This window comes from Streptomyces roseofulvus, assembly GCF_039534915.1.
Classification (GTDB): Bacteria; Actinomycetota; Actinomycetes; order Streptomycetales; family Streptomycetaceae; genus Streptomyces; species Streptomyces roseofulvus.
In genome coordinates this window covers 5,512,113-5,538,794 of the sequence record NZ_BAAAWE010000001.1, presented here as the reverse complement: position 1 = coordinate 5,538,794, position 26,682 = coordinate 5,512,113, and the positions used below count along the sequence as shown (strand labels likewise).

General features: G+C 71.6%; 22 protein-coding genes and 1 tRNA gene. 7 read left to right on the top strand and 16 right to left on the bottom strand.

What is annotated here, in order from left to right; all coding sequences use genetic code 11:
* Positions 1–185: 185 nt before the first annotated feature.
* The 13 genes from ABFY03_RS25775 to ABFY03_RS25715 form a co-directional block, all read right to left on the bottom strand.
* Positions 186–833 carry an arsenate reductase/protein-tyrosine-phosphatase family protein gene (locus ABFY03_RS25775; protein ID WP_319009571.1) on the bottom strand — a complete coding sequence of 216 codons (648 nt, stop codon included), beginning with the start codon at positions 831–833 and terminating at the stop codon, positions 186–188.
* Complete coding sequence (locus ABFY03_RS25770; RefSeq protein WP_319009572.1) at positions 830–1,477, bottom strand: L-threonylcarbamoyladenylate synthase; 648 nt, start codon at positions 1,475–1,477, stop codon at positions 830–832. Before ABFY03_RS25770 ends, ABFY03_RS25775 begins: the two co-directional genes overlap by 4 nt.
* 37 nt (positions 1,478–1,514) lie before the next feature.
* On the bottom strand, positions 1,515–2,360 hold the full coding sequence (prmC, locus tag ABFY03_RS25765) for a peptide chain release factor N(5)-glutamine methyltransferase (RefSeq protein WP_031006266.1): 846 nt from the start codon (positions 2,358–2,360) through the stop codon (positions 1,515–1,517).
* A gap of 43 nt (positions 2,361–2,403) precedes the next feature.
* Positions 2,404–3,480 (bottom strand): peptide chain release factor 1, encoded by a 1,077-nt coding sequence (prfA, locus tag ABFY03_RS25760; protein ID WP_031006268.1) that lies wholly within the window; start codon positions 3,478–3,480, stop codon positions 2,404–2,406.
* Positions 3,481–3,577: 97 nt separating this feature from the next.
* Positions 3,578–3,802, bottom strand: coding sequence for a 50S ribosomal protein L31 (gene rpmE, locus ABFY03_RS25755; RefSeq protein ID WP_030761597.1), 225 nt, complete (start codon positions 3,800–3,802; stop codon positions 3,578–3,580).
* Between the two features lie 146 nt (positions 3,803–3,948).
* Entirely contained in the window at positions 3,949–5,046 is a 1,098-nt protein-coding gene (locus ABFY03_RS25750; protein ID WP_319009573.1) for an LCP family protein, read from the bottom strand.
* Between the two features lie 211 nt (positions 5,047–5,257).
* Positions 5,258–7,258, bottom strand: coding sequence for a transcription termination factor Rho (gene rho / locus ABFY03_RS25745; protein ID WP_319009574.1), 2,001 nt, complete (start codon positions 7,256–7,258; stop codon positions 5,258–5,260).
* Between the two features lie 430 nt (positions 7,259–7,688).
* A complete protein-coding gene (gene thrB, locus ABFY03_RS25740; RefSeq protein ID WP_319009575.1) occupies positions 7,689–8,606 on the bottom strand; it encodes a homoserine kinase in 918 nt (305 codons plus the stop codon).
* Between the two features lie 321 nt (positions 8,607–8,927).
* Positions 8,928–9,998 (bottom strand): threonine synthase, encoded by a 1,071-nt coding sequence (gene thrC / locus ABFY03_RS25735; RefSeq protein ID WP_031006277.1) that lies wholly within the window; start codon positions 9,996–9,998, stop codon positions 8,928–8,930.
* Between the two features lie 6 nt (positions 9,999–10,004).
* The gene (locus ABFY03_RS25730; protein ID WP_319009714.1) at positions 10,005–11,294 is read right to left on the bottom strand and encodes a homoserine dehydrogenase; all 1,290 of its coding nucleotides are present in this window, start codon (positions 11,292–11,294) and stop codon (positions 10,005–10,007) included.
* A gap of 139 nt (positions 11,295–11,433) precedes the next feature.
* Complete coding sequence (gene lysA, locus ABFY03_RS25725; protein WP_319009576.1) at positions 11,434–12,825, bottom strand: diaminopimelate decarboxylase; 1,392 nt, start codon at positions 12,823–12,825, stop codon at positions 11,434–11,436.
* 15 nt (positions 12,826–12,840) lie between these two features.
* On the bottom strand, positions 12,841–13,803 hold the full coding sequence (nrtL, locus tag ABFY03_RS25720; protein WP_346170945.1) for an ArgS-related anticodon-binding protein NrtL: 963 nt from the start codon (positions 13,801–13,803) through the stop codon (positions 12,841–12,843).
* A gap of 115 nt (positions 13,804–13,918) precedes the next feature.
* Positions 13,919–14,380 carry a response regulator gene (locus ABFY03_RS25715; RefSeq protein WP_319009715.1) on the bottom strand — a complete coding sequence of 154 codons (462 nt, stop codon included), beginning with the start codon at positions 14,378–14,380 and terminating at the stop codon, positions 13,919–13,921.
* Between the two features lie 169 nt (positions 14,381–14,549).
* Between ABFY03_RS25715 and ABFY03_RS25710 the strand changes: the two genes are divergently transcribed.
* The 4 genes from ABFY03_RS25710 to ABFY03_RS25695 all read left to right on the top strand — a co-directional run bounded on the left by ABFY03_RS25710 (position 14,550) and on the right by ABFY03_RS25695 (position 16,729).
* Positions 14,550–14,621: transfer RNA gene (locus ABFY03_RS25710), tRNA-Arg, on the top strand.
* A 189-nt stretch (positions 14,622–14,810) separates the two neighbouring features.
* A complete protein-coding gene (locus tag ABFY03_RS25705) occupies positions 14,811–15,446 on the top strand; it encodes a hypothetical protein (RefSeq protein ID WP_346170944.1) in 636 nt (211 codons plus the stop codon).
* 214 nt (positions 15,447–15,660) lie between these two features.
* Positions 15,661–15,915: a hypothetical protein gene (locus tag ABFY03_RS25700; RefSeq protein ID WP_346170943.1), complete on the top strand. Its 255-nt coding sequence runs from the start codon at positions 15,661–15,663 to the stop codon at positions 15,913–15,915.
* 1 nt (position 15,916) lies between these two features.
* Positions 15,917–16,729, top strand: coding sequence for a protein phosphatase 2C domain-containing protein (locus ABFY03_RS25695; protein WP_346170942.1), 813 nt, complete (start codon positions 15,917–15,919; stop codon positions 16,727–16,729).
* Positions 16,730–17,883: 1,154 nt separating this feature from the next.
* Here ABFY03_RS25695 and ABFY03_RS25690 read toward each other — a convergent pair.
* The 3 genes from ABFY03_RS25690 to ku form a co-directional block, all read right to left on the bottom strand.
* Entirely contained in the window at positions 17,884–18,483 is a 600-nt protein-coding gene (locus ABFY03_RS25690; protein ID WP_346170941.1) for a hypothetical protein, read from the bottom strand.
* Positions 18,484–19,499: 1,016 nt separating this feature from the next.
* Complete coding sequence (locus ABFY03_RS25685) at positions 19,500–21,002, bottom strand: M4 family metallopeptidase (RefSeq protein WP_346172302.1); 1,503 nt, start codon at positions 21,000–21,002, stop codon at positions 19,500–19,502.
* Positions 21,003–21,332: 330 nt separating this feature from the next.
* Positions 21,333–22,304 (bottom strand): non-homologous end joining protein Ku, encoded by a 972-nt coding sequence (ku, locus tag ABFY03_RS25680; RefSeq protein WP_346170940.1) that lies wholly within the window; start codon positions 22,302–22,304, stop codon positions 21,333–21,335.
* A gap of 50 nt (positions 22,305–22,354) precedes the next feature.
* On the opposite strand from ku, the gene ligD reads away from it, so the two are divergent.
* The 3 genes from ligD (at position 22,355) to ABFY03_RS25665 (ending at position 26,597) form a co-directional block, all read left to right on the top strand.
* Positions 22,355–23,239, top strand: coding sequence for a non-homologous end-joining DNA ligase (gene ligD / locus ABFY03_RS25675; RefSeq protein ID WP_319009579.1), 885 nt, complete (start codon positions 22,355–22,357; stop codon positions 23,237–23,239).
* Positions 23,236–24,165, top strand: a complete 930-nt coding sequence (locus ABFY03_RS25670) for an ATP-dependent DNA ligase (protein ID WP_346170939.1) — start codon at positions 23,236–23,238, stop codon at positions 24,163–24,165. The genes ligD and ABFY03_RS25670 overlap by 4 nt, the downstream gene beginning before the upstream one ends.
* Before the next feature lie 299 nt (positions 24,166–24,464).
* Complete coding sequence (locus ABFY03_RS25665) at positions 24,465–26,597, top strand: HEAT repeat domain-containing protein (RefSeq protein ID WP_346170938.1); 2,133 nt, start codon at positions 24,465–24,467, stop codon at positions 26,595–26,597.
* Positions 26,598–26,682 lie beyond the last annotated feature (85 nt).

The following is a 26,682-nucleotide window of genomic DNA, read 5'->3' as shown; positions in this document are numbered from 1 at the left end:
CGGGGCAGCAGGGCCGCGCTCCCGCGTCACCCCCGCGTCGGGACGCCCGTCAGGGCCGTGACGACCGGGAGCCTGTCCTGGACGCGCCCACTCGCACCGATCGGCCCCGGGGGGCCTCCCCGGCTTCGGGGCGCTGCGTCGGCCTCCGGCCGCCGGGACCGGGGCAGCAGGGCCGCGCTCCCGCGTCACCCCCGCGTCGGGACGCCCGTCAGGGCCGTGACGACCGGGTCCAGGGCCTCCTGGATCTCGTCGCCGATGGAGCGGAAGACCGTGATGGGGGCGCCGTAGGGGTCGTTGACCTCGTCCGCTTCTGCGGAGGGGGCCAGGAGCCACCCGCGTAGAGCCGCGGCCGCGCGGACCAGGGCGCGCGCGCGTTCGACCACGCCGTCGCGCGGGTCCGGGAGGGTGGCGGGGTCGATGGCGCGGACCAGCCGGGTGAACTCCTTCAGGGTGAAGGTGCGCAGGCCGGCCGAGTGGCCCATCGAGATGACCTGCGCGCGGTGGTCGCGGGTCGCGGTGAGGACGAGGTCGGCGCGGATGACGTGCTCGTCGAGGAGCTCGCGCCCGACGAAGCCGCTGTGGTCGGCGCCGAAGTCGGCGAGGACCAGTTCCGCGTTGGTCTCCATGGGGGCGCCCTCGTGGCCCCAGGTGCCGGCGCTCTCCACGATGAGGCCCCGGCCGAGCCCGTCGCCGAGCCGCTGGCCCAGGGCGTGGCGGGTCAGCCGCTCGGTGATGGGCGAGCGGCAGACGTTGCCGGTGCTGACGTGGAGGATGCGGAAGGTGCCGACGTGCTGCTCGTACCCCGCTATGCCACGCCCCTCAGGGGCGGTCAACTGGCCACCTCGAGGTCGGGTACGACCTTGCGGAGCTCCTCCGGTGACAGCGCGCCCTCGCGCAGCAGCACCGGGACCTTGCCCGTGACGTCGACGATGGAGGAGGGGACGATGCCCGGGGTCGGGCCGCCGTCGAGGTAGACGGAGACCGCGTCGCCGAGCATCTGCTGGGCGGCGTCGCAGTCCTCCGGCGCGGGGTGCCCGGCGGCGTTCGCCGAGGTGACGGCCATCGGGCCGACCTCGGTGAGCAGCTCGATGGCGACCGGGTGGAGCGGCATCCGGATGGCGACGGTGCCGCGGCTGTCGCCGAGGTCCCACATGAGGGACGGCTGGTGCCGGGCGACCAGGGTCAGCGGACCGGGCCAGAACGCGTCGACGAGCTCCCACGCCTGCTCGGAGAAGTCGGTGACCAGGCCGTGCAGGGTGTTCGGGGAGCCGATGAGGACGGGCAGGGGCATGCCGCGGCCCCGGCCCTTCGCGGTGGCGAGGTCCGCGACGGCCTCGCTGGAGAAGGCGTCCGCGCCGAGTCCGTACACGGTGTCGGTGGGGAGCACGACGAGCTCGCCGCGGCGGACGGCCGACGCGGCTTCGCGCAGGCCGGTCGCGCGGTCGGTCGCCTCGTTGCAGTCGTATCGGCGTGCCATCAGTCGCGCTCCTCCTCTGTGGTGGTGCGGTGCCGGCTCATGGCATCGCCTTGCGGGCGGTCGCGAAGCGCGGCCGGTTGTTGAGGTCGGGGTGGTCGGCGGCGTCCGCCCAGCCGGCCTCCTCGTTGAAGATCCACGGCACCTGGCCGCCCTGGGTGTCCGCGTGCTCGATGACGACGAGGCCGCCGGGGCGGAGCAGCCGGTGCGCGGTGCGCTCGATGCCGCGGATGGTGTCGAGGCCGTCCTCGCCGGAGAAGAGGGCCATCTCGGGGTCGTGGTCGCGGGCCTCGGGGGCGACGTACTCCCACTCGGTGAGGGGGATGTACGGCGGGTTGGAGATGACCAGGTCGACCTGGCCGTTGAGCTCCGGGAGCGCGGTGAGCGCGTCGCCCTGGTGGACGGTGACGCGGGAGCCCTCGGCGTTCTTCCGGGTCCAGACGAGGGCGTCCTCGGACAGCTCGACGGCGTGGACCCGGGAGCGCGGCACCTCCTGGGCCATCGCGAGGGCGATGGCGCCGGAGCCGGTGCACAGGTCGACGATGAGCGGCTCGACCACGTCCATGGCGCGGACGGCGTCTATGGCCCAGCCGACCACGGACTCGGTCTCCGGGCGGGGCACGAAGACGCCGGGGCCGACCTGCAGCTCCAGGTAGCGGAAGAACGCCCGCCCGGTGATGTGCTGCAGGGGTTCGCGCGCCTCGCGGCGGGCGATGGCCTCCCAGTAGCGGGCGTCGAAGTCGGCGTCCTTGACGTTGTGCAGCTCCCCCCGCTTGACGCCGTGCACGAACGCGGCGAGCTCCTCGGCGTCGAAACGCGGTGAGGGAACGCCGGCGTCGGCCAGCCGCTGGGTGGCCTGGGCCACCTCGGCGAGCAGCAGGTTCACGCGGTCCTCCGTGGTGCGGGGTGGGGCTGGGGAACGGCCTTGCTCAGGTCGCGGCGAGCTTCGCCGCCGAGTCGGCGTCGACGCACGCCTGGATGACGGCGTCGAGCTCGCCGTCGAGGACCTGGTCGAGGTTGTACGCCTTGAAGCCGACGCGGTGGTCGGAGATGCGGTTCTCCGGGAAGTTGTACGTGCGGATCTTCTCGGAGCGGTCGACCGTGCGGACCTGGCTGCGGCGGGCGTCGGCGGCCTCGGCCTCGGCCTTCTCCTGGGCGGCGGCGAGGAGCCGGGAGCGCAGGATGCGCATGGCCTGCTCCTTGTTCTGGAGCTGGCTCTTCTCGTTCTGGCAGGAGGCGACGATGCCGGTCGGCAGGTGGGTGATGCGGACCGCGGAGTCGGTGGTGTTGACCGACTGGCCGCCGGGGCCGGAGGAGCGGTAGACGTCGATGCGCAGGTCGTTGGCGTGGATCTCGACGTCGACCTCCTCGGCCTCCGGGGTGACGAGCACGCCGGCGGCGGAGGTGTGGATGCGGCCCTGCGACTCGGTGGCGGGCACGCGCTGCACGCGGTGGACGCCGCCCTCGTACTTGAGACGGGCCCAGACGCCCTGGCCGGGCTCGGTGGCGCCGTTGCCGCCCTTGGTCTTCACGGCGACCTGGACGTCCTTGTAGCCGCCGAGCTCGGACTCGGTGGCGTCGATGATCTCGGTCTTCCAGCCGACGCGCTCGGCGTAGCGGAGGTACATCCGGAGCAGGTCACCGGCGAACAGGGCGGACTCGTCGCCGCCGGCGCCGGCCTTGATCTCCAGGATGACGTCCTTGTCGTCGCTGGGGTCGCGCGGGATCAGCAGGAGGCGGAGCTTCTCGGTGAGCTCCTCGCGCTGCTTCTCCAGCTCCTTGACCTCGGCGGCGAAGTCGGGATCGTCGTGCGCGAACTCGCGCGCGGTCTCGATGTCGTCCCCGGTCTGCTTCCAGGAGCGGTACGTGCCGACGATCGGGGTCAGCTCGGCGTAGCGCTTGTTCAGCTTGCGCGCGTTGGCCTGGTCGGCGTGGACCGACGGGTCGGCGAGCTTCTTCTCGAGGTCGGCGTGCTCGCCGACCAGTTCCTCGACCGCCTCGAACATCTTCGGGCTCCTGGTTTCGTCAGTTGCTACGGGGACGCCAAAGCGCCGGTCCCGGCCGCCCCGCTCGGGGGCGGCCGATGACCGGCGCGGGGGCTCGCTACTTCTTGGCGGAGCCGGCGGCCTTGCCGAAGCGGGCCTCGAAGCGGGCGACGCGGCCACCCGTGTCGAGGATCTTCTGCTTGCCCGTGTAGAACGGGTGGCACTCGGAGCAGACCTCGGCACGGATGGTGCCCTCGGTGAGGGTGCTGCGGGTGGTGAACGACGCGCCACAGGTGCAGCTGACCTGGGTCTCGACGTACTCGGGGTGAATCTCGCGCTTCAAGGTGTCTCCTAGTTCCGGGAGGGCGCCGGGTCGTCGCCGCGGGTTGCGGCGGACGTGAACCGGGGCCGACGTACCAGTCTGCCAGGACCGGCCGCATCTCCCCAAACCGGGGTGCGAGCGCCGGTATTCCCCGGGGGTCCGCGGGGCTAGCGGACGACGCCGTCGGCCTTGCCCGTGGCGGTGTCCTTCGTGGCGGAGGCGGGGATCGGGAGGTCGCCCTCGAGGGCCGTCCAGACCTGCTTCGCCTTCTCCTCGACGGGCACGACCCGGTTGGGGTCCACGGGGTCGTACCGGACGGGGAGGGTCACCATGTGGACGTTCCCGGCGGAGATGCCGGTGAGGCCCTGGGCGAAGCCCATCAGCTCCTGGACGGAGTCGAGCTCGGAGTCCGGGGTGATGGCCTTGGTGGCGGCGTCGGCGACGTCCAGGAGCTTCTTGGGGTTGGTGCCGAGGCCGATGCCCTTGACCTGGTCGATGAACGCCTTCATGAAGGCCTGCTGGAGCTGGATGCGGCCGAGGTCGCTGCCGTCGCCGACGCTCTTGCGGGTGCGGACCAGGCCGAGGGACTGCTCGCCGTCCAGGGTGTGGGTGCCGGGCTCCAGGTCGAGATGGCTCTTGGAGTCCCTGATGGCCCGGGTGGTGGTGATCTCGACGCCGCCGAGGGTGTCGATGAGCTTCTTGAAGCCGGTGAAGTCGACCTCGATGTAGTGGTCCATGCGGATGCCGGACATCGCCTCGACGGTCTTGACGGCGCAGGCGGGGCCGCCGACCTCATACGCGGTGTTGAACATGGCGCGGCTCTCGCCGGCGACCTCGGTGCCCCGTCCGTCGGTGCAGGCGGGGCGGTCGACGAGGGTGTCGCGCGGGATGGAGACGACGCTCGCCTTCTTGTGGCCCTCGTAGACGTGGACGACCATCGCGGTGTCGGAGCGGGCGCCGCCCTCGTCCTTGCCGTAGGCGCCGTTGTCGCCGGAGCGGGAGTCGGAGCCGAGGACGAGGATGTCCATCGAGCCGTTGTCGACGTTCTTGGGGCGGTCGGTGCCCAGCTGGGCGTTGATGTCGACGCCCTGGATGTTCCCGTCGAGCTTGAGGAACACGTAGCCGAGTCCGGCGCCGGCCAGGACGAGCACGGCGGTGGCGCCGGACACGGCTATGCCCACCCGGCGGCGGCGTTTGGCGGGCGGTTTGCGGCGGCGTCCGGTGGCGCCTCCGCGTGCGCGCCCGCTCTGGTTCTGCTCGGTCATCGTCTTCCCTCGGGCCTATGGTTCACCTTTTGTGACGGCGAAGCACCCGAAAGGGTTGCATACGGACCTGTGAGGTTTCGGTGAGCGAGCTGCCGACAACGCGCTGTGCCCGCCACTCGATGAGTGGCGGGCACAGTGTTCGCGCAGGTCACGAACGGATCTCGGCCCTGGGGCCGGCCTCCGTCGTGTGACCGAGGTCTCCTCGGCGACCTCAGTCGTTGTTGCCGCCCGGCGTCGTCTTCTGGATCTGCAGCAGGAACTCGCCGTTCGACTTCGTCTGCTTGAGCTTGTCCAGGAGCAGCTCGATGGCCTGCTGCTGGTCGAGCGCGTGCAGCACGCGGCGGAGCTTCCAGGTGACGGCGAGCTCGTCGCTGCCGAGGAGGATCTCCTCCTTGCGGGTGCCCGAGGCGTCGACGTCGACGGCCGGGAAGATCCGCTTGTCGGCGAGCTTCCGGTCGAGCTTGAGCTCCATGTTGCCGGTGCCCTTGAACTCCTCGAAGATCACCTCGTCCATGCGCGAGCCGGTGTCGACCAGCGCGGTGGCCAGGATGGTCAGCGAGCCGCCGTCCTCGATGTTGCGCGCGGCACCGAAGAAGCGCTTCGGCGGGTAGAGCGCGGTCGAGTCGACACCACCGGACAGGATGCGGCCGGAGGCGGGCGCCGCGAGGTTGTACGCGCGGCCCAGGCGGGTGATGGAGTCCAGCAGGACGACCACGTCGTGACCCAGCTCGACGAGACGCTTGGCGCGCTCGATGGCCAGCTCGGCGACGGTGGTGTGGTCCTCGGCGGGGCGGTCGAAGGTCGAGGAGATGACCTCGCCCTTCACCGACCGCTGCATGTCGGTGACCTCTTCCGGACGCTCGTCGACCAGGACGACCATCAGGTGGCACTCGGGGTTGTTGTGGGTGATCGCGTTGGCGATCGCCTGCATGATCATGGTCTTGCCGGTCTTCGGCGGGGCCACGATCAGACCGCGCTGGCCCTTGCCGATCGGCGACACGAGGTCGATGATCCGCGTGGTCAGCACGCCCGGGTCGGTCTCCAGGCGGAGCCGGTCCTGCGGGTAGAGCGGGGTCAGCTTGTTGAACTCGGGGCGGCCGCGGCCGGAGTCCGGCGCCATGCCGTTGACCGAGTCCAGGCGGACCAGCGCGTTGAACTTCTCGCGGCGCTCGCCCTCCTTCGGCTGGCGGACCGCGCCGGTGAGGTGGTCGCCCTTGCGCAGACCGCTCTTGCGGACCTGGGCGAGGGAGACGTACACGTCGTTCGGACCGGGCAGGTAGCCGGAGGTCCGGATGAACGCGTAGTTGTCGAGGATGTCGAGGATGCCCGCGACGGGGATCAGGACGTCGTCGTCGGAGACCTGCGGCTCGCCGGCGGCGAACTCGTCGCGCCCGCGACGCCCGCGGCGGTCGCGGTAGCGGCCGCGCCGGCCGCGGCGGCCGCCCTCGAAGTCGTCGTCGTCCTGGAAGCCGCCCTGCGGCCCCTGGCCCTGGCCCTGCTGCTGCCCCTGGCCCTGGCCCTGGCGCTGCTGGTCCTTGCGCTGGCCGCCGCCCTGCTGCTGGTCGTCGCCCTTGCCGCGCTCGCGCTGGCGGTCGCGGCGGTCACGGCGGTCCCGGCGGCTGCGGCCCTCGGCGCCGTCGACGGCGGCCTCGGCCTTGTCGCCCTGCGGCTCGCCCTTGGCCTCGGTACGCGTCTCGGCCTTGACGGCCTGCGCGCCCTCGGCGCCCTCCGGCGAACCGGCGGGGGCGGTGGCACGGCGGCGGCGGCGCTCGCCGGCCGGCTGCTCGTCGGCCTGCTCGGCGGACTTCGACGGCTGGCCCGGGATGTCGATCTGCTGCTGGGCGGGGGCCGGCTCGGCCTTCTCCGCCTTCGGCGCGGCGGCCTCGGCGGTCTCGCCCGTGCGGGCCTTGGAGGTGGCGCGGCGCTTCGGCTTGGTCTCGGCGGCGGCCTCGGCCTTGGCGGGGGCGGCGGAGCCGGAACCGGCCTGCGCCTCCTTGATGACCTCGATCAGCTGGCTCTTGCGCATCCGCGCGGTGCCCCTGATGCCGAGGCCGGACGCGACCTGCTGCAGCTCGGCCAGGACCATGCCCTCGAGGCCGGTGCCGGAGCGGCGGCGCCGTGCGGTGCCGCCACTGGCAGCACCTGCGGCGGGCGCGGCGGCGTCGACGGTCTCGTCGGCAGTCACGCCCATCAGATCGGTGGTGTCGCTCACGAAGGGTCCTTCCCTGGAGCGGACGTCGGCCCTGTGGCTCGGCGACCGGTTGTGCTGTCCGGCAGCGGTCCTGGTTGGCGGACCGTGTCCGGGGCGGTGGTCCCGCCGGGATGCGGCGAGAGGAGAGAAAACGTGCTGTGGGTCCGGCCCGAGCGCCCCCTGCTCGGCCCTCGCATGGGAAGAGCGAGGGGTGTCGTGCCGGTTCCGGAGCGTGCTCGAAACTGCTCAGGCAGGCTGCTCAGGCAGTTGGGGAGGCTCCCGGAAGAATGGGTGGTCCCTGAGGGGACACTCCGCACCGCTCCACAAAGAGGTCGGGTGCAGACTTGAGGTTAACACTACCGGCTCCAACAAACATTCCCCCTCTCACTCACCGGCAATCGCGTGTTCAGGACGCTGCCCGGCGTCCCGTACGGCGTCCGCCGCCGCGCCCTCAGGGCGCCAGCGGCAGCACGCTCGCTCCGGACGCGTCGAGGTCGAGCCGGTTGGCGGCCCAGCCCTCGCCCGCGAGCAGGGCGACCTTGTCGGCCGTCCCGTTGTCGGCCAGCGCGAGGACCGTGGGGCCCGCGCCGGAGATGACCGCGGGCACGCCGTCCGCCCGCAGCCGGTTCACCAGTGCGATGCTCTCCGGCATCGCGGGGGCCCGGTACTCCTGGTGCAGCCGGTCCTCGGTGGCCGCGAGCAGCAGCTCGGGGCGGCGGGTCAGGGCCTCGACGAGGAGGGCGGCGCGACCGGCGTTGGCGGCGGCGTCGACGTGCGGGACGGTGCGCGGCAGCAGGCCCCGGGCGGTCTCGGTCAGCACCGGCTTCCCGGGCACGAAAACCACCGGAACGATGGAATCCGAGGGATCCATCCTGATCGCCCGCGCGGCGCCGGCCTCGGTCCACGCGAGGGTGAAGCCGCCGAGCAGACAGGCGGCGACGTTGTCGGGGTGGCCCTCGATCTCGGTGGCCAGCTCCAGGAGGGCGGCCTCGTCGAGCTTGGCGTCCCCGCCTATGGTCACGGCGCGGGCGGCGACGATGCCGGCGCAGATGGCGGCGGAGGAGGAGCCGAGGCCGCGGCCGTGCGGGATGCGGTTGGCGCAGACGACCTCAAGGCCGCGCGGCTGCCCGCCGAGCAGGTCGAAGGCCGTGCGCAGGGAGCGTACGAGCAGGTGCTTCTCGTCGCGCGGGAGCGTCTCGGCGCCCTCGCCGGCGATGTCGACGTGCAGCCCGGAGTCGGCGACCCGGACGACGACGTCGTCGTAGAGGCCCAGCGACAGGCCGAAGGCGTCGAAGCCCGGGCCGAGGTTGGCGCTGGTGGCGGGGACGCGCACCCGTACGGCGGCGGCGCGGAACGCGGGACCGGCCATCGCTCGATGACTCTCCTTGACTGCGGCAACGGGGTGTTCAAGAGAAGTGCTGGGGAACCCGGGGGGCCGTTTCGGCCGTTCGGTCGCGAGGAGGCGACCACGGCGACGACACCGCGCATATGCGCCGGGGCGGGTTCGGTACAGCCTATCGAAGGAAGGTTCTGTGGCGACATAGGGCGCACGGGAGGCGCACGATGCGTGTCGCGCGCCAACCTGTGCGCCTATGTACGTTCCTGATCGGGTTTCGACCAGGGGCCTCACCCGGCCGGGGGAACTTCCGCTCGTTCCCGAGCATCCGCTCCCCCGTCCGGGGCATCGGGATCAGGCCAGTCCGAGCCGCTCGGCGGCGGCCGCGGCGTCCACCGGGACGGTGACCGGCTGCGGGGCGCCGGCGACGGCCCAGTCGGGGTCCTTCAGGCCGTTCCCGGTGACCGTGCAGACGATCCGCTGGCCCGGGTCGACCTTGCCCTGCTCGGCGGCCTTCAGCAGACCGGCGACCGAGGCGGCCGAGGCGGGCTCCACGAAGACGCCCTCCTGCGCGGCCAACAGGCGGTAGGCGCGCAGGATCTCACGGTCCGTCACCTCGTCGATGAAGCCGCCCGACTCGTCGCGCGCGGCGATCGCGTACTGCCACGAGGCCGGGTTGCCGATGCGGATCGCGGTGGCGATGGTCGACGGGTCCTTGACGACCTCGCCGCGCACCAGCGGGGCCGAACCGGACGCCTGGAAGCCCCACATCCGCGGCCGGTGGGTGGCCATACCGTCGGCGGCGTACTCGGTGTAGCCCTTCCAGTAGGCCGTGATGTTGCCGGCGTTGCCGACGGGCAGCACGTGGATGTCGGGGGCGTCGCCCAGCATGTCCACGATCTCGAACGCGGCGGTCTTCTGGCCCTCGATGCGGACCGGGTTGACCGAATTGACCAGCGCCACCGGGTAGTTCTCGGAGAGCGAGCGGGCCAGCGTCAGGCAGTCGTCGAAGTTGCCGTCGACCTGGAGGATCTTCGCGCCGTGCACGAGGGCCTGGCCCATCTTGCCCAGCGCGATCTTGCCCTGGGGCACCAGCACGGCCGAGACCATCCCGGCCCGCACCGCGTACGCGGCGGCGGAGGCGGAGGTGTTGCCGGTGGAGGCGCAGATGACCGCCTTGGCGCCCTCCTCCTTGGCCCGGGTGATGGCCATCGTCATGCCCCGGTCCTTGAAGGAGCCGGTGGGGTTGGCGCCCTCGACCTTGAGGTGCACCTCGCAGCCCGTGCGCTCGGAGAGGACCTGAGCGGGGACGAGCGGCGTGCCGCCCTCACGGAGCGTGACGACCGGCGTCGTGTCCGTGACCGGAAGGCGGTCCCGGTACTCCTCGATGATGCCGCGCCACTGGTGGGTGCCCTGGTTGGTCATGGGTCCTTACTCCCCTTCAACACGCATGATGCTGGCGACACCGCGCACGGTGTCGAGCTTGCGCAGCGCCTCGACCGTCCCGGAGAGGGCGGCGTCGGCCGCGCGGTGGGTGACGACGACGAGGGACGCCTCGCCGTCCTTGCCCTGCTGGCGCACGGTATCGATCGATACGCCGTGCTCGGCGAAGACCGTCGCGACCTGGGCGAGGACGCCCGGCTTGTCGGCCACGTCGAGACTGATGTGGTACCGCGTCACCACGTCGCCCATGGGGCTCACGGGCAGCTGGGTGTACGCGGACTCGCCGGGGCCCGTCGCCTCGTTGAGACGGTTGCGGCAGACGGCGACGATGTCGCCGAGGACGGCCGAGGCGGTCGGCGAGCCGCCGGCGCCGGGGCCGTAGAACATGAGCCGCCCGGCGGCCTCCGCCTCGACGAAGACCGCGTTGTACGCCTCGCGGACGGAGGCCAGCGGGTGGCTCAGCGGGATCATCGCGGGGTGCACGCGCGCGGTGACGGACCCGCCGTCGGCGGCCCGCTCGCAGATCGCGAGCAGCTTGATGGTGCAGCCCATCTGCCTGGCGGAGGCGAAGTCGGCGGCGGTGACCTCGGTCATGCCCTCGCGGTAGACGTCGTCGAGGCGCACGCGCGTGTGGAAGGCGATCCCGGCGAGGATGGCGGCCTTGGCGGCGGCGTCGAAGCCCTCCACGTCGGCGGTCGGGTCGGCCTCGGCGTACCCGAGCGCGGTGGCCTCGTCCAGGGCCTCCTGGTAGCCGGCGCCGGTCGAGTCCATCTTGTCGAGGATGAAGTTGGTGGTGCCGTTGACGATGCCCATCACCCGGTTGATCTTGTCGCCGGCGAGGGACTCGCGGAGCGGCCGGATCAGCGGGATGGCGCCGGCGACGGCGGCCTCGTAGTAGAGGTCCTGCCCGTGCTGCTCGGCGGCCGCGTAGAGGGTCGCGCCGTCCTGGGCGAGCAGCGCCTTGTTGGCGGAGACCACGGAGGCGCCGTGCTCGAAGGCGGTGGTGATGAGGGTGCGGGCCGGCTCGATCCCGCCGATGACCTCGACGACGACGTCGATGTCCCCGCGTTTGACCAGGGCGGTCGCGTCGGTGGTGATCAGGGCGGGGTCGATGCCGCCGCGGACCTTGTCGGGCCGGCGGACGGCCACGCCGGCGAGCTCGATCGGCGCGCCGATGCGCGCGGCGAGGTCGTCGGCGTGCGTCGTCATGATGCGCGCCACCTCGGAGCCGACAACTCCACAGCCCAGCAGCGCCACCTTCAGCGGACGCGTACGCATCATCCGACCTCGTTTCTCGTACTTCTGATTCGTATCTCTACGGTTCTGGCGGGGGTGGGAACCAGTCTCACTCACCGGACGGACGATTCAGCCGCCCGTCCGGATCCTGAGACATCGATTCCACCACTCGACTATTTCATCAGCCGACGTCGAGACGCAGGAGATCTTCCTCCGTCTCGCGCCGGACGATGACCCTTGCTTCGCCGTCCCGGACCGCCACCACGGGCGGCCGGAGGGCGTGGTTGTAGTTGCTCGCCATGGAGCGGCAGTAGGCGCCGGTGGCGGGCACGGCGATGAGGTCGCCGGGCGCCAGGTCGGCGGGGAGGAAGGCGTCGCGCACGACGATGTCGCCGCTCTCGCAGTGCTTGCCGACGACCCGGGAGAGCATCGGCTCGGCGTCGCTGACGCGCGAGACGAGGCTGACGCTGTACTCGGCGTCGTAGAGGGCGGTGCGGATGTTGTCCGACATGCCGCCGTCCACGCTCACGTACGTGCGCAGCCCGTCGAGGGGCTTGATGGTGCCGACCCGGTACAGGGTGAAGGCGGTCGGGCCGACGATGGCGCGGCCCGGCTCGACGGAGATCCGGGGGGTGCGCAGTCCGGCGGACTCGCACTCGCGCGTCACGATCTCGCTGAGCGCCTTGGCGATCTCGTGCGGCTCGCGCGGGTCGTCCTCGGAGGTGTACGCGATGCCGAGGCCGCCGCCGAGGTCGATCTCGGGCAGCTCGACGCCGTGCTCGTCGCGCACCTCGGCGAGGAGCTGGACGACGCGGCGGGCGGAGACCTCGAAGCCGGCCATGTCGAAGATCTGGGAGCCGATGTGCGAGTGGATGCCGATGAGCTCCAGGCCGTCGAGCTTCAGCGCCCGGCGTACGGCCTCGGCGGCCTGTCCGCCGGCGAGGGCGATGCCGAACTTCTGGTCCTCGTGGGCGGTGGCGATGAACTCGTGGGTGTGCGCCTCCACGCCCACGGTCACCCGGATCTGGACGCGCTGCCGCTTGCCGAGGGACTGGGCGATGTGGGAGACCCGGACGATCTCCTGGAAGGAGTCGAGGACGATCCGGCCGACGCCGGCCTCGACGGCCCGCCGGATCTCGGCCTCGCTCTTGTTGTTGCCGTGGAAGGCGATCCGCTCGGCGGGCATCCCGGCGGAGAGGGCGGTGGCAAGCTCGCCGCCGGAGCAGACGTCGAGGTTGAGCCCCTCCTCGTGCAGCCAGCGGACGATGGCGCGGGAGAGGAACGCCTTGCCGGCGTAGAAGACGTCGGCGTCCGGCCCGAAGGCCTCGGCCCAGGCGCGGCAGCGGGTACGGAAGTCGGTCTCGTCGAGGAAGTAGGCGGGGGTCCCGAACTCCTCGGCGAGGTCGGTGACGCGGAGTCCGCCGATGGTCGCGATCCCCTGCTCGTCGCGGGCGACGGTCCGCGCCCACACCTTGGGGTCGAGCGTGTTCAGGTCGGCGGGCGGCGCGGTGTAGTGGCCCTCGGGGAGGACGTCGGCGTGCCGGGGGCCGGCGGGGTGGGCGGAACGGCTCATGTCTGGTCAGCTCTTTCAGATCCGGTCGGGTGCGCTGATGCCGAGCACGGAGAGGCCACCGGCGAGCACCGTCCCGGCGGCTTCGGCGAGCGCGAGCCGGGAGCGGTGGGCGGCCGAGGGTTTCTCGTCGCCGAGCGGCAGAACGGTGTGCTGGAAGCCGAGCAGCGCGTCGGCGACGGCTTCGAGGTGCCGGGCGACCCGGTCGGGGGCGCGGTGGCGGGCGGCGGCGAGGAGGACGCCGGGGTGGTCGCGGAGCAGCGCGGGGAGCGGGTCGTCGACCTCGGTCTCGTATCCGGGGAGGACGCCGAGCCGGGCGCCGTTGGCGAGGAGCCGCCGGGTCCGGGAGTGGGCGTACTGGACGCGGAAGAGCGCGTTGCGCTCGTGCCGTACGAGGAGCGGGGGCCCGTCGAGGGGCCGGTCGTGGGGCGCGGCCCGCAGCAGCCGCCACCGGGCGGCGTCGGTCCCCAGCGCGTCGACGTCGTACGTACCGGGGTGGACGTACGGCCGCTCGCCGCCGGCCTCGACGCGGGCGTCGGCGCCCTGGCCGCGCAGCAGCCCGGTGAGGCAGCCGGCGACGACGGCGGCGCGGGCCTCGGCCGGCGGCGCGAACCGCACGGCCTGCCCGGCGAGCGCGTCGCCCTGCCCGTACGAGAGCCCGGCGGCGCGGACGGCCCGGACGAGTGCGGCGCCGTCCTGCGGGCGGAGGGTGAAGTTCAGGAAGCCGGGCCCGGTGATGTCCACGGCGAGGATCCCGGCGGCGCCGTCCAGCCGCTCCTTGAGCAGCGAGGCGATGTCGAGCGCGGGCCGCCCGGCGGGCCGCGCGAGGGTGAGGGCGACGCTGCTGGCGTACTCCCCCACCCCTCCGGGCCGGGCCTTCTCGACCTTGACGCGCGAGGGGACGTCGACCCGCAGCGCACCGTCGTCGACCGCACGGCGCACGGCGTGCTGCACGGTGAGGGAGAGGTCCGCGGGGGTCACGGTCCCAGCCTAGGGGAGGAGGGGGGGCGGAACGCGAACCGGTTTCGCCATCCGGGCACCTGCCCGGCGGTCCCGGCGGGATCCGCGGGGCGACGGGGGTCGTCGCGCCCCCTGCTCACCGCCCCGGGCGCACGCTCCCGGCCGCGGGTCTGCCCTGGCCGCCGTCCCCTGCGGACGGCTCCTCTCCCGCGTCGGGCGCACCGGCCTGTCGCCGCTGCCGGGGCTCCCGGTGCAGCAGCTGCCGGACGACCCGTACGAGCTCCGCCGGCTCGAAGGGCTTGGCGAGGAAGGCGTCCGCGGCCGGGGCGGCCTCGCCCTCCCCGCAGGCGCTGATGATGGCGACGGGCAGATGCCGGGTCCGCGGGTCCTCCCGCAGCTTCTGGGCGGTCTTGATGCCGTCGAGCCGTGGCATGACCACATCGAGGGTGACGACGTCGGGCCGGACGCGGTGCACGACGTCCAGACACTCGGCACCATCGGCCGCGGTCACGACCTCGAACCCCTCGAGTTCGAGATTGACCCTGATCAACTGCCGGATGACCTTGTTGTCGTCGACAACGAGCACCCGCCCGGGCATGCCTGACACGTGAACGAGAGTAGGCCGCCCCGAGGGGCTGCGTCCGGGTTTTGCCCACTTCCGACCCCTGCGAGCGAACACCCCCCTGGTGACGCCCCGGAAATACCTGTTCACAGGCACCCCGCGAGAGCTGGTAAGGTTTCACCCGTCGCCGCCAAGCAGCGACGAAGCCCCCGTAGCTCAGGGGATAGAGCAACGGCCTCCGGAGCCGTGTGCGCAGGTTCGAATCCTGCCGGGGGCACTTCGCAGAAGTGCCACACAGACCCCGTGATCAGCGGAAACGCTGAAAACGGGGTCTTGTTGTATGTGCAGGCGTATGCCGGGGTGAGCGGCCGTGCGACAGGGGTCGCGGCCTATTCGCGGCCTGGGCCGTGGGGTGTCGGCGCAGGTCAGGGCCGGGACTCGGGTGACGAACGAGGGGGAGCAACGGATGGGTTCGGGAGCCGAGGAGACCGCGGCGGAGCCGGTTCGACCGGCGTGGGTGCTGACCCCGTTGGAGAGCGTCGGCCCTCTGCGCTTCGGCATGTCCGCCGACGAGGTCCGCGCCGCTCTTCCGGAAGCCGTCGAGTTGAGCCGCTTCTCCGCCGAGCCCTCCTACCCGGAGATCTACGGCCTCCAGCTCGGCTTCCACCCAGCGGTGCCGGCTGTCTACGCATACTTCGAGGGCACCGGCCGCCTCTTCTGCGTGGCTGCCGACGCCGCCCACGGACCGCGCGTGACTCTGGACGGGCTGGAGCTGACCGGTCGCGTGCCTGCCGTACTCCAGGAGACCGTCCTGGACCTTCATTCCTCGGGCACTCACCACGTGTCGTACGGTCCGCGAGGCAATCCGGGGATCAACGACGTCGGCATGGTCCTGCGCGTCCAGGACACCGAGGACGGGATCCTGACCCGGCCCGTTCTTGTGGGCCGCGAGTGGGCGGACCGCTGCACCGACGACTGGGAGGGATCCGTTCCCGAGTGCGAGTGGCTGGGCCGTCAGTGGTACGTGTACGAGGGGTCGGACATGTACCCCCATCCCCGATACGCGACGAACTGGCCGGCAGGGTGGACTGCTCCGTTCTAGGCGGGGAGGAGAACGCAGAAGGCCCCCGGACAGGTCCAGGGGCCAAAGCGCGTGGGCTTCACGCAGTGCTACTCGCCGACGTCGCCGGTGACGGCCGAAGCGCTGGGCAACGACCCTCGAATCTCCTTCGAGACCCTGCCTGACGGACGCTGGGCACTCAACGAGCGAGAGAGCAGCACCGTCCACACCCCCCAGCGACAACCCCGAAGACCCGATGCCGACGGACATCGCCTACCTCGGCAGACTGCCCAGGCCCGACAGGCGAGGCACCTTCCTCCTCATCGCCGGCGTGCACGCAGCCGGTTCACTCGGCGCGGCTCACTTCCTGTCCGAGAACATCGCCGACATCTACAAGCAGGCGGGCACTGCCCCGTTCTCGATGGTCATCGCCGCCGACTTCGAGCCGGGTACGAAGACGATCGTGGGCAGCCGAGCCGTGACCGACGTCCTGCACCACGAACCGGCCTAACGTGCTCGTTACCGAATCCAGCGTCCCGCGCCCCCACGGGGCCAACGAAGACTTCGCGATCTCCGGCCCCACCGCGGCCGTGGTCCTGGACGGCGCCGGCATGGCACCCGGGATGGAGTCCGGGTGCCGTCATGGCGTGGCTTGGTACGTCGAGCAGCTGGGCAGGCGCATGCATGCCGAGGCAGCCCGGCAGGACTCTCCTCTAGCCGACTGCCTTGCCGCGGCCATCGAGTCGACCGCCAAACTCCACCGCCACACCTGCGCAATCGACGACCCCCTTTCGCCCTCGGCAACGGTGGCCATCACACGGGTACGAGACGACGCATTCGAATGGCTCGTCCTCGGAGACTGCACGGTCCTCATCGACGTTGGCGGAACAGCCCAAGCCCACTCAGATGACCGCCTGGCCCACGTAGCTCCAAAAGCCCGCCAGCTCCTCGCGACACGAACCCCAGGGACCCCAGAACGCCAGAAGGCCCACGAAGCCCTAGTCCACGAAGAACGCACACGGCGCAACACACCAGGCGGGTACTGGGTAGCGGCAGCCGACCCAACGGCGGCACACGAAGCACTCACAGGCATGGAGAAGGTGTCTCACACCCGGCGCGCGGCTCTCCTGACAGACGGTGCGGCAAGGCTCGTCACGACCTTCCACCAGACCGACTGGACTGGCTGTCTGGATCTCCTCAGCGACTACGGCCCCGACCACGTCATCCGCAAAGTCCGCGAAGCGGAGAAGCCCGACCCCGATCTCGGCCGGTGGCCCAGGAGCAAGCAGCACGACGACGCCACGGTCGCCTACGTCCGCCCTTAGGGCTGTTACAGATTTCTCTACCTCATCAAGGCACCCGCCGCGCACGGCGCGGCGCGCGCGGCCCGTCGCCCGGGCCTGCGCTCCTGTCTTCGCCCCGCTCCAGCCCGGCCGCCGGCCGCACGCCTGACAGCTTGGGTTGATGGGTGGTGAACCCGCGATGCGGTCGACGCGGTACGCGGGTACGGCTGAAGACCATGCCTCCGGCGGGGGCGCTCAGGCTCCGGGATGGAGGGGGCTCGTACGCGGGTGCCGGCCGTGCGGTGTTGCGGTGGGGAGCTCCCATCCCATCTGCCGTCGACCCAGGCAGAGCCGAGCAGACACGGCACCGGGCGTCCAGGTCGTTCGTCCAGTGGGGCGCTCCACCTGGACGCCCGGCACCGCGCCTGCTCCACGGTGTGTGGGTCGACGGCAGACGGGATGGGAGCTGGGGAGGATGGGGCAGGGGTGGCAGTTCGTCTTCTGCACCGCCCCTTGGTCTCAGCGTCGGCGCCGGCCCAACGTTGGAAGGCCACCAGACACAGTCCGAACGCTGCTGCTCTTTTCAGCAACCGGCGAAGCCCCAGGGAGCGGCGTACTGCGCCAGCCCGGCTCTCCGGGCTCAGTGGCTTCCGCTTGATAGTCTTCGACGAGCTTCCGAAGGGCGCGCCGACCTTCCTCTGCGTCATCCAGGCCGGTTAGCTGACGGACGGCCCCCCTGGAGCGCGTGAGCAAGTCCTGGACGTACACCGGATTCTTCGGCAGCTCGATGGTTGTGTGCCGTATCCCAGCGATGGGATGCAGAGCCACTCGCGGCTCTCCCCGTTCGTCGATCCACAACCACACACGAATCTGTGGCCAATGCTCATGAACGCTTGCGTCACCCATCCCGGCATGGTGCCCGGCCCAGTTCTCCCTGGGAAGAGGGCGTGGACCCCCGTGCCCCATCCGTGCCCGAGCACGCGGGGAGTCACGGGCAATCACAGTGCCGAACGGGCCTCGGGCACGGAAACGGCCCCTGACCGTATGAACTGGTCAGAGGCCGTTCACCTGCGCGGTGGGTGTGGGATTTGAACCCACGGTGACTCGCGCCACGACAGTTTTCAAGATTCCCTCAAAGAGCGATCTCCCATTTGAGGGTTCATCACCCCTTTCGCCCGAGCAGACAGACCCGCACCTCAATATATGGAAAGTGGCGGCACCTTCACCCTCAAACCCGCCTCGCGCAATTTCTGCTGCCAGTTCACCTCTATCTCCGCAAGGCTACGACGGAGCTCTCCCCACCCTTCAATGGAATTTGGAAATTCTTCTCCCCTGGCCCAAGCACCCATCAACATCCGGGTTTCACTCCTGGAAAGAAAACCCACCTCTGCGATCGAGTACCCGCCCACGTCCCCATCTGTGGCGATGTCGAGGATGTAGCATATCTCGGCGACACGTTGACGCAGCTCGGCATCGAGGATAAATGACTGCTCGAAACCCAACGTCAAGCATATCTTGGTGACACTCAGCACCGTTTCCTCATTGGCTTGATCCACGAGCCTGATTGGGTTTTCAAGATAGGCGGATAAAATGTTTTCTACGGCAACCCTCTCCCTGGCCTCCTTCTCTCTCCTGCTATCGTCTTCAATGGCCTGACTTCGAGCAATATTTGCGTCCTCTAGGGCCTCCTGTCGGGCTATCTGCGCTTGCCGACGAGCTCCCATCCTTCCAATAGTTTCACCACCCAATCCGATTAGTCCACCGAGAAGGACAGTTACGATTGTCCCCCATTCCATATTCCCTCCCTGCTTAAGAACCGCATCTTGCAAGGATGCCGATCGATATCCGCACTTCCCAAGTGCGGCCAGCGCAGTGCGCGGCCACGAGTGGAAGGCAGGCTCTCGGCTAACCATCCCCACGCGCGAGAGTCGGCATGCATCATCGCCAACGACGGTCTTCAACCGCTCTCCTGAAGCGGTGCTCGATCGTGCCTCACGCCCTCTTGGCGCACTGATGCGACATGCCTGAAACCCAGGACTAGCGATCCAGGGCGGCACGATACTAAGCGCAGCCAAGGGAGGGGTGTGTTGCCGATGTTGAGACGGTGGGCACAGCGACGCCACGACAAGGCACAAGCGGAGTACTGGCAAAGCATGGAGCCGGTACTTGAGCCTGAGGAACAGAAAGTTGCTACTGCGCCTGCTCTGAACCTTTGGGACGGCCCACAGCAGGGCGTTCTCTTCCTCACGGACCGCGCCATCTACTGGGGCGCCTGGTTGGGGCAAGGGAGGCAGACCAGGCCCATGTTCGTCCAGGAGCTCCGAGAGTGTCCAAGTGTGCGGATCGGCGAACAGGGCACGTTGGACGTAGCAGTTAGCGGTGAGCACCCAGGATCGTTCGCATCGTTTGCGCCGGCCCCCGGCGCTCAGTGGAGCTTCACCGAGTTCTGTAGAAGCTTCGGTCAAGTCATAGAGAGCAGCAGGCCACTGCCCCAGGCTGACGAGAGTTCTACGGAGACTAGGTAGCAGGCCCCGGACGTCTCGCTGGAGTAACCGCCAGTGCGATGCGCGGCCTACCCGTGGACGGCGAAGGCACGCCGATGCGCTCGCGCGCGTCTGACCAGCGGTAATGCACAGAATGCACGCGCCCTCCGGAGCCGTGTGCGCAGGTTCGAATCCTGCCGGGGGCACTTCGTGAGAAGTGCCGGAAGGACCCCGTGGTCAGCGGAAACGCTGACACGGGGTCCTTTTGCGTGGGCGTGGGTCGGGCTGGGGGTGTGCCCCCGGCGGGTGGCCGGGGGCACGGTGTCACGTCACTTGACGTTGACGGCCTTCCAGGCGGCGTTGACCGCGTTGTACTCGGGGGAGGTCGCGCCGTAGAGGTCCGAGGCCGCCGAGAGGGTGGCGGTGCGGGCGCCGGCGTAGGTGGTGGAGGAGGTCATGTAGGTGGTGAGGGCCTTGTACCAGATCTGGTAGGCCTTCTCGCGGCCTATGCCGGTGAGGGTGGAGTTGTCGTAGGTCGGGGAGTTGTAGGTGACCCCGTTGATCGTCTTGGTGCCGCTGCCCTCCGCCAGGAGGTAGAAGAAGTGGTTGGCCGGGCCCGAGGAGTAGTGGACGTCGAGGCGGCCGAGGCTGCTGGACCAGTAGTCGGCGGAGTTGCCGTCCCGGCTGGGCTTGTCCATGTAGCGGAGCGGGGTGCCGTTGCCGCGGATGTCGATCTTCTCGCCGATGAGGTAGTCGCCCGCGTCGGAGGCGTTGTCGGCGTAGAACTCGACCGAGGTCCCGAGGATGTCGGAGGTCGCCTCGTTGAGGCCGCCGGACTCCTTGCTGTAGCGGAGGTTCGCCGTGGAGGCGGTGAGGCCGTGGGTCATCTCGTGGCCGGCGACGTCGAGGGAGGTCAGCGGCTTGGCGTTGCCGGCGCCGTCTCCGTACGTCATGCAGAAGCAGGAGTCGGACCAGAAGGCGTTGACGTACGCGTTGCCGTAGTGGACGCGGGAGTAGGCGGCGACGCCGTCGCCGCGGATGCCGTTGCGGCCCAGCTCGTTCTTGTAGAAGTCCCAGGTGACGGCCGCGCCGTAGTGGGCGTCGGCGGCCGCGGTCTCGCGGTTGCTCGCCAGGCCGTTGCCCCAGGTGTCGGTGGAGTTGGTGAAGAGGGTGCCGGTGCCGCTGGTGGCGCCCTTCAGGTCGTACGTCTTGTGGCCGCCGCGGGCGGCGTCGGTGAGGGTGAAGCCGGGCGAGGTGCCGAGGGTGACCTGGCCGCTGTACTGGGTGTTGCCGACGCCCGTCTCGATCGCCTCGTAGGAGTGCAGCTCCTTGCCGGTGGTGGCGTCCGTGATGACGTGGCGCTCGCTCGGCGTGCCGTCGTGCTGGTGGCCCGTCTCCACGGTCTCCCACGCGAGGACGGGCTTGCCGCCGGCCGCCCAGATCACCTTGCGGGCGCCTTCGCGCGCGCGGACGGCGGACGCCGTGGTCGGCACGGAGATGCGGGCCGAGGTCGCCTTGGTGGTGGAGCGGGCGCCGTTCTTCTTCTGGTGGACCACGAGGTCGCCGCCGAGGACCGGCAGGCCGTCGTAGGTGCGCTCGTACCGCGTGTGGACGGTGCCGTCCGCGTCCTTGACGACGTCGCGGACGACCAGCTTCTCCCGGTCGGCGAGGCCGATCGCCTGGGCGGTGGCGGCGGCCGAGGCCTGGGCCTGCTGGATCGCGGCGGCCCGCTGGGGGGCGCTGAGGACGAGGGCGGTGGCCCCGGCCTCGGTGCCGGTCTCGTTGACGACCGCGGCTCCGGCGGTGCCCGTCTGGACTCCGACGACGACCATGGCGGCCGAGGCGACGAGGGCGGCGGTGCGGACGACGGTCCGGCGGTGCGAGGACTGCTGGCGGATCACGCGGGCTCCTTCGCTGAAACGCGTGGGGGTTCATGTGGGGGGTGACGCGGAGGGGAGCGTGCCAGGAGAACGCGCTGTTTGACAGGTATACAACAAGAATTTGACCATCTGTTGTCCGAAGGACGGCGCGGGGTGTCCGCTATGCGGCATGTCAACCGGGCGCGGGGCGCGCGGAGTTCGGGCATGACTCGGGCCCCCTGCCTCCGGGGGGGAGGAGGCAGGGGGCCCGTGGCCGTGGCGGTTCCGGGGCGCCGGCCCGGGTCAGGCCGTGCGCTTCTTCGGGGTCGCCTTCCTGGACGTCGCCTTCTTCGCCGCAGCCGTCTTCTTCGTCGTCGCGGTCGTCTTCTTCGCGGCTGCCGTCTTCTTCGCCGCCGTCGTCTTCCTGGCCGCCGGCGCCTTCTTGGCGGTCGTCTTCTTCGCCTTGATGTCCGTGACCTCGGCCGGCTCGCCGCGGGCCTCCTTCGCCTCGCGGACGCTCTTCTCCAGCGCCGCCATCAGGTCGATCACCTGGCCGCCGCCGCCCTCCCCGCCCGGCTCCGGGGGTGCCACGCCCGCGCCGCCCGCCGCCTTCGCCGCGATCATCTCCTCCACGGCCTCGCGGTAGTCGTCGTGGAGGGTGCTGAGGTCGACCTCGCCGAGGGTGGCCATCAGGGCGTCCGCCAGGTCGAGTTCGGCGTCACGGACCGTGACCGGGGTCTCCGGGGCCACGCCCTCCGGCGCGCGGATCTCGTCGGGCCAGAGCAGGCCGTGCATGGCGATCACGTCGTCCACGACCCGGAGCATGCCCAGCCGCTCCCGGCCCCGCAGCGCGTACTTCGCCACCGCCACCTTGTCGCTGCGCTTCAGCGCCTCCCGCAGGAGCGTGTACGGCTTGGCGGCCGGGACGCCGTTCGCCGAGAGGTAGTACGCGGCGTCCATCTGGAGCGGGTCGATATCGGCCGCCGGGACGAAGGCCACGATCTCGATCGTCTTGGCCGTGGGCAGCGGCAGCGCGGCCAGGTCCTCGTCGGTGATCGGGATCATGGTCCCGTCGGCGTCCTCGTACGCCTTCCCGATCTCGGCCTGCGTGACCTCCTCGCCGTCCAGCTCGCAGACCTTCCGGTAGCGGATCCGGCCGCCGTCCGCGGCGTGGATCTGGCGGAAGGAGACGGACCGGCTCTCCGTGGCGTTCACGAGCTTGATCGGAATGCTGACCAGGCCGAAGGATATGGCGCCGTTCCAGATCGATCGCACGGTTCGCTCCCTTCGTACCGGTTTGAGGGGAAACATGGGAGCCTCATCGTATGACGCCCATCACAGAGGTGGCGGGGCGGCGCATCACGCTCAGTAACCTCGGCAAGGTCATCCACCCCGCCACGGGCACCACCAAGGGCGAGCTGATGCACTACTACGCCACCGTCGAGGCCGCGATCCTGCCGCATCTGCGCGACCGGCCCGTCTCCTTCCTGCGCTATCCGGACGGGCCGGGCGGGCAGCTCTTCTTCACCAAGAATCCGCCGCCCGGTACGCCCGCCTGGGTGGCGACCACGCCCGTGCCGCGCACCGAGGACCCGCGCGCCCGGCAGGTGATGGTCCAGGACCTGCCGTCGCTGGTGTGGGCGTCGAACCTGGTCGTCGAGTTCCACACGCCGCAGTGGACCGCCTCCTCCCCCGCCGTCGCCGACCGGCTCGTCCTCGACCTCGACCCGGGGCCGCCGGCCACCGTCGTCGACTGCTGCCGGATCGCGCTCCACCTGCGCGAGCGGCTCGCCGCGGACGGTCTTACCGCCTTCGCCAAGACCTCCGGCGCCAAGGGGCTGCACCTGCTGGTCCCGGTGGTGCCGACGCCGTCCGGGCAGGTCTCCGCGTACGCGAAGCGGCTCGCCGTCGAGGCGGAGGCGGAGCTGCCGCGGCTGGTCACGCACCGGATGACGAAGGCCCTGCGCGCCGGGAAGGTCTTCGTCGACCACAGCCAGAACGCCGCCGCCAAGACCACCGCCACCCCCTACACCCTCCGGGCCCGCGAGCGGCCCACCGTCTCCGCGCCGGTCACCTGGGAGGAGGTCGAGGCGTGCGCGGACCCCGCGGACCTGGCCTTCGTGATGGACGACATCGCGCCACGTCTGGAGCGGTACGGGGAGCTGCTGGGACCCCTGTTCGACGCGGGGCGGGCGGGGGACGTGCCATGAACGACGGCAGCGGTGGTGGCGGTCGGAGCGGCGTCGTGCTCGTGCCGCCGGTGGACGTCATGCGGCCGCGGCCGGCGGACGAGATCCCCGCGCAGGCGCCGCCGCCGCGGGAGCTCCAGTACTCCCTCAAGCTCGACGGTTTCCGGGCGCTCGCCTTCGTCCTGGAGGGCGGGCGGGTGGTGCTCCAGTCGCGGTCCCGGCGTGACCTCGCCCCCGAGTTCCCGGACATCGCGGCGGCGCTGGCGGCCCGGCTGCCGCCCGGGATCGTGCTGGACGGGGAGCTGTGCGCGTACCGCGAGGGGCGGCTCAGCTTCACCGACCTGCTGCGATCGCACGCCGACCGGGTGCGGACCGGGGTGCCCGTCTCGTACATCGCCTTCGACCTGCTCGCCGTGCCCGGCCGGGACGTCCGGGCGCTGCCGCTGCGGGACCGGTGGGAGCTGCTGGGCACGGCGCTGCGCGAGGCCGGGCCGCCGGTGCAGCGGGTGCTGGCGACGGACGACGAGGAGACCGCGCGCGCCTGGTTCCGGGATCTGCGGGAGGCGGGGGTGGAGGGGGTCGTGGCCAAGGCGATGGGCTCGGCGTACCGCTCCGGTGCCACCTGGGCCTGGCGGAAGGTGCGGCACTCCGAGACCGTGGACGCGGAGCTGATCGGGCTGGTCGGCCCGGCCGGGCGGCCCCGCGCCCTGCTGGTCCGGCTGCCGGACGGGCGGACCCTGACGACGGTGCCACGGCTGACCCCGATGCAGTCCCGGCAGGTCGGGGAGCGGGTCGCGGAGGCCGGCGCCGGGCTGACGGCGGAGACCGACCCCGAGCACGGGCCGGTGCTGCGGCTCGCCCGGCCGCAGGCGGTGGAGCTGCGGCAGGCCGCGGGGCGACAGACCGGCACGCCGGCGTTCGTACGGTTCCGGGGCGAGGGCGTCTGAACTCTCCCCTCCCGCGCGGCCTGTACGCGCGCGCGTGCGGACGGCCTGACGCCACGCTCCCGCGCGACCCGTACGCGCGCATGCGCGCGAGGGTGCAGCATCTGCCCCCGGCATCCCGCACGCGCGCGTGCGTGGAGCCGTTTTGGCGGACAACGGCGGGTCCGCGCACCGTACATGGCGGAAACCGAGCGCAACGTTCCACAGCGGTGGGGCGGGTGGCGCCGGTTCGGCGTCGATGTCCTTCCTGTGGTGCACACTTGCTGCCTGATGGAGGGGCTCACGGGGAAGGCGGCCTGGCAATGCTGACGGGGATCGAGGAGGTCGACTGGGCCTCGCTGGGGCACGCCTACGGCCCCGCGGACGACGTGCCGGCACTGCTCCGCGGTCTCGCCTCGCCCGACCCCGCCGAGCGGGAGGCCGGCCTCGACGGCATGTACGGGGCGGTCCACCACCAGGGGGACGTGTACGACTCCACCCTCGCCTGCATCCCCTTCCTCCTCGAACTGGTCGCCGACCCCGCCGTCCAGGACCGCGGCGGCATCGTCGAACTGCTCACCAGCATCGGCGGGATCGAGCTCGACGACGAGGACGACGACCTGGCCGGACCGGCCGGGCCCGGCGCAGGCGACGACGGGTTCGTCCCGGCCGCGAACTTCGCGATGGCGGCGGCCGCGGTGGCCGCGGGCGCCGACGTCTTCCTGAGCCTGGTCGACGACGCCGACCCGGAGGTGCGGCTCGCGGCTCCGGTGGCGCTGGCGTCGCTGCACCCGGACCCCGCGCGCGTGCTGACCCTGCTGCGGGAGCGGCTGACGGTGGAGCCGGACACGGAGGTGCGGCTCGCGCTGGTCGAGGCGGTGGGGCGGATCGCGCTGCGGCACGCCTCGCTGTCCGCCGAGACCGTCGACTGGCTGGCCTGGCTGGCGCGGGCGGCCCAGGACCCGGGGCTGCGGCTCGCGGCGCTCGCGCAGCTCGCGCGATGTTCGCCCGGCCGGATCCCGGACGACATCGTGGGGCGCGTGACGGCGCTCCTGGAGGAGATCCGGACGGCGCCGGAGCCCGACGACGGGGGTGGCGAGCCGGGTCCCGCGCGGATGCCGGTGACGCTCGTGGGGCAGGTGCGCGAGCTGCTCGAAGAGCAGGTGGCGGGGCGGCGGACGCCGTGGACGGAGGAGCTGCTGCGGACCCTGCACGGCGCGCTGGACGACCGGGTGGACGACCGGATCGCGCTGATCACGGCGCAGCTGCGCAGCCCCGACCCGGGGCAGCGGTCGGACGCGATCTGGCTGTGCGGCGGGCTGATACGGCTCTGGCGGGGGCGGTACGAGGAGGTGGTGCGGCTCGTCGGCGAGCAGCTCGCCGATCCGGACGCGCGGCTCCGGGACGCCGCGACCTCCTTCCTGGGGCGGCTCTTCGAGCGGGCGGCGCCGGCGGCCGACGCGCTCGCGGGCGTGCTGGCACGGGGACCCGTCGGGGCTCCGGCCGCGTCCGGCGGGCCGGCGGATCTGACCGGCAGGACCGGACGGGACGGCGCGCTGCTGGCGCTGGCGCGGAGCGGCGACGCCCGTGCCGTACCGCTGCTCGCGCGGGCCCTCGAGGGGCCGGGCGAGGTGCGGCGGGAGCTGCTGTACGCGGTGGACGGCCTCGGGCCGGCCGCGGCGGGGCTCGCGCCGCTGCTGCGGCGGCGGCTGGCGGCGGTGGAGCTGGACGAGGACCTGTACGACCGGGCGGCGCCGCTGCTGTACGCGCTGGCGGCGGTACGGGGCGGCCAGGCGCTGCCCGAGGTGCTGCGGCTGCTGCGCGGGGCGCCGGAGCACCGGCGCGAGTGGGTGCGGGAGGCGGCGGCGCGGACGCTCGGGGCGTTCGGGCCCATGGCCCGGGAGGCCGTACCGGAGCTGCGGGAGCTGCTGGCCGCGGACTCGGCGACGGTCGCCACGGCGGCGGCGCGCGCCCTGTGGGAGGTCGAGGGCGACGCGGACGCGGTGGTGCCGGCGCTGGTGCGGTGGCTGCGGCCGGGTGCGGCGGGCGCCGACCGGTGCGCGGCGGCACAGGCGCTGGGCGCGATCGGCCCGGCGGCGGCCGGGGCGGCGCGGGCGCTGCGGCCGGGGCTGACCTCGCGTGACCTGTGGGAGCGGGTGCGGTGCGCGGCGGCCCTGTGGCGGGTGTCCGGGGAGACGGAGCGGACGCTGCCGGTGCTGCTCGCGGCCTGGGAGGAGAACCGGCACGCGCGCGTGGACATCGCCGAGTGCCTGGCCGAGATGGGCCCCGCGGCGGCGGAGGCCCAGCTGCCGGTCCTCACCGAGCTGACCCGCCGCCGGCGGCACAACGCCCGGGAGGGCGCCTCCGGCAGCCATGACATCCACCAGGACGAGAAGCTCCTGACGCTGTGCCGGGCGACGCTGGCCCGGATGGAGCGCCGGGACGGCGGTCTCTAGGACGGGCTCTGTGCGGCGGGGCGGCGCTCTCTCGCTCGGGCTCTGTCCGGCGGGACGGCGGCCTCCAAAGGGGAATCTGTCCGGG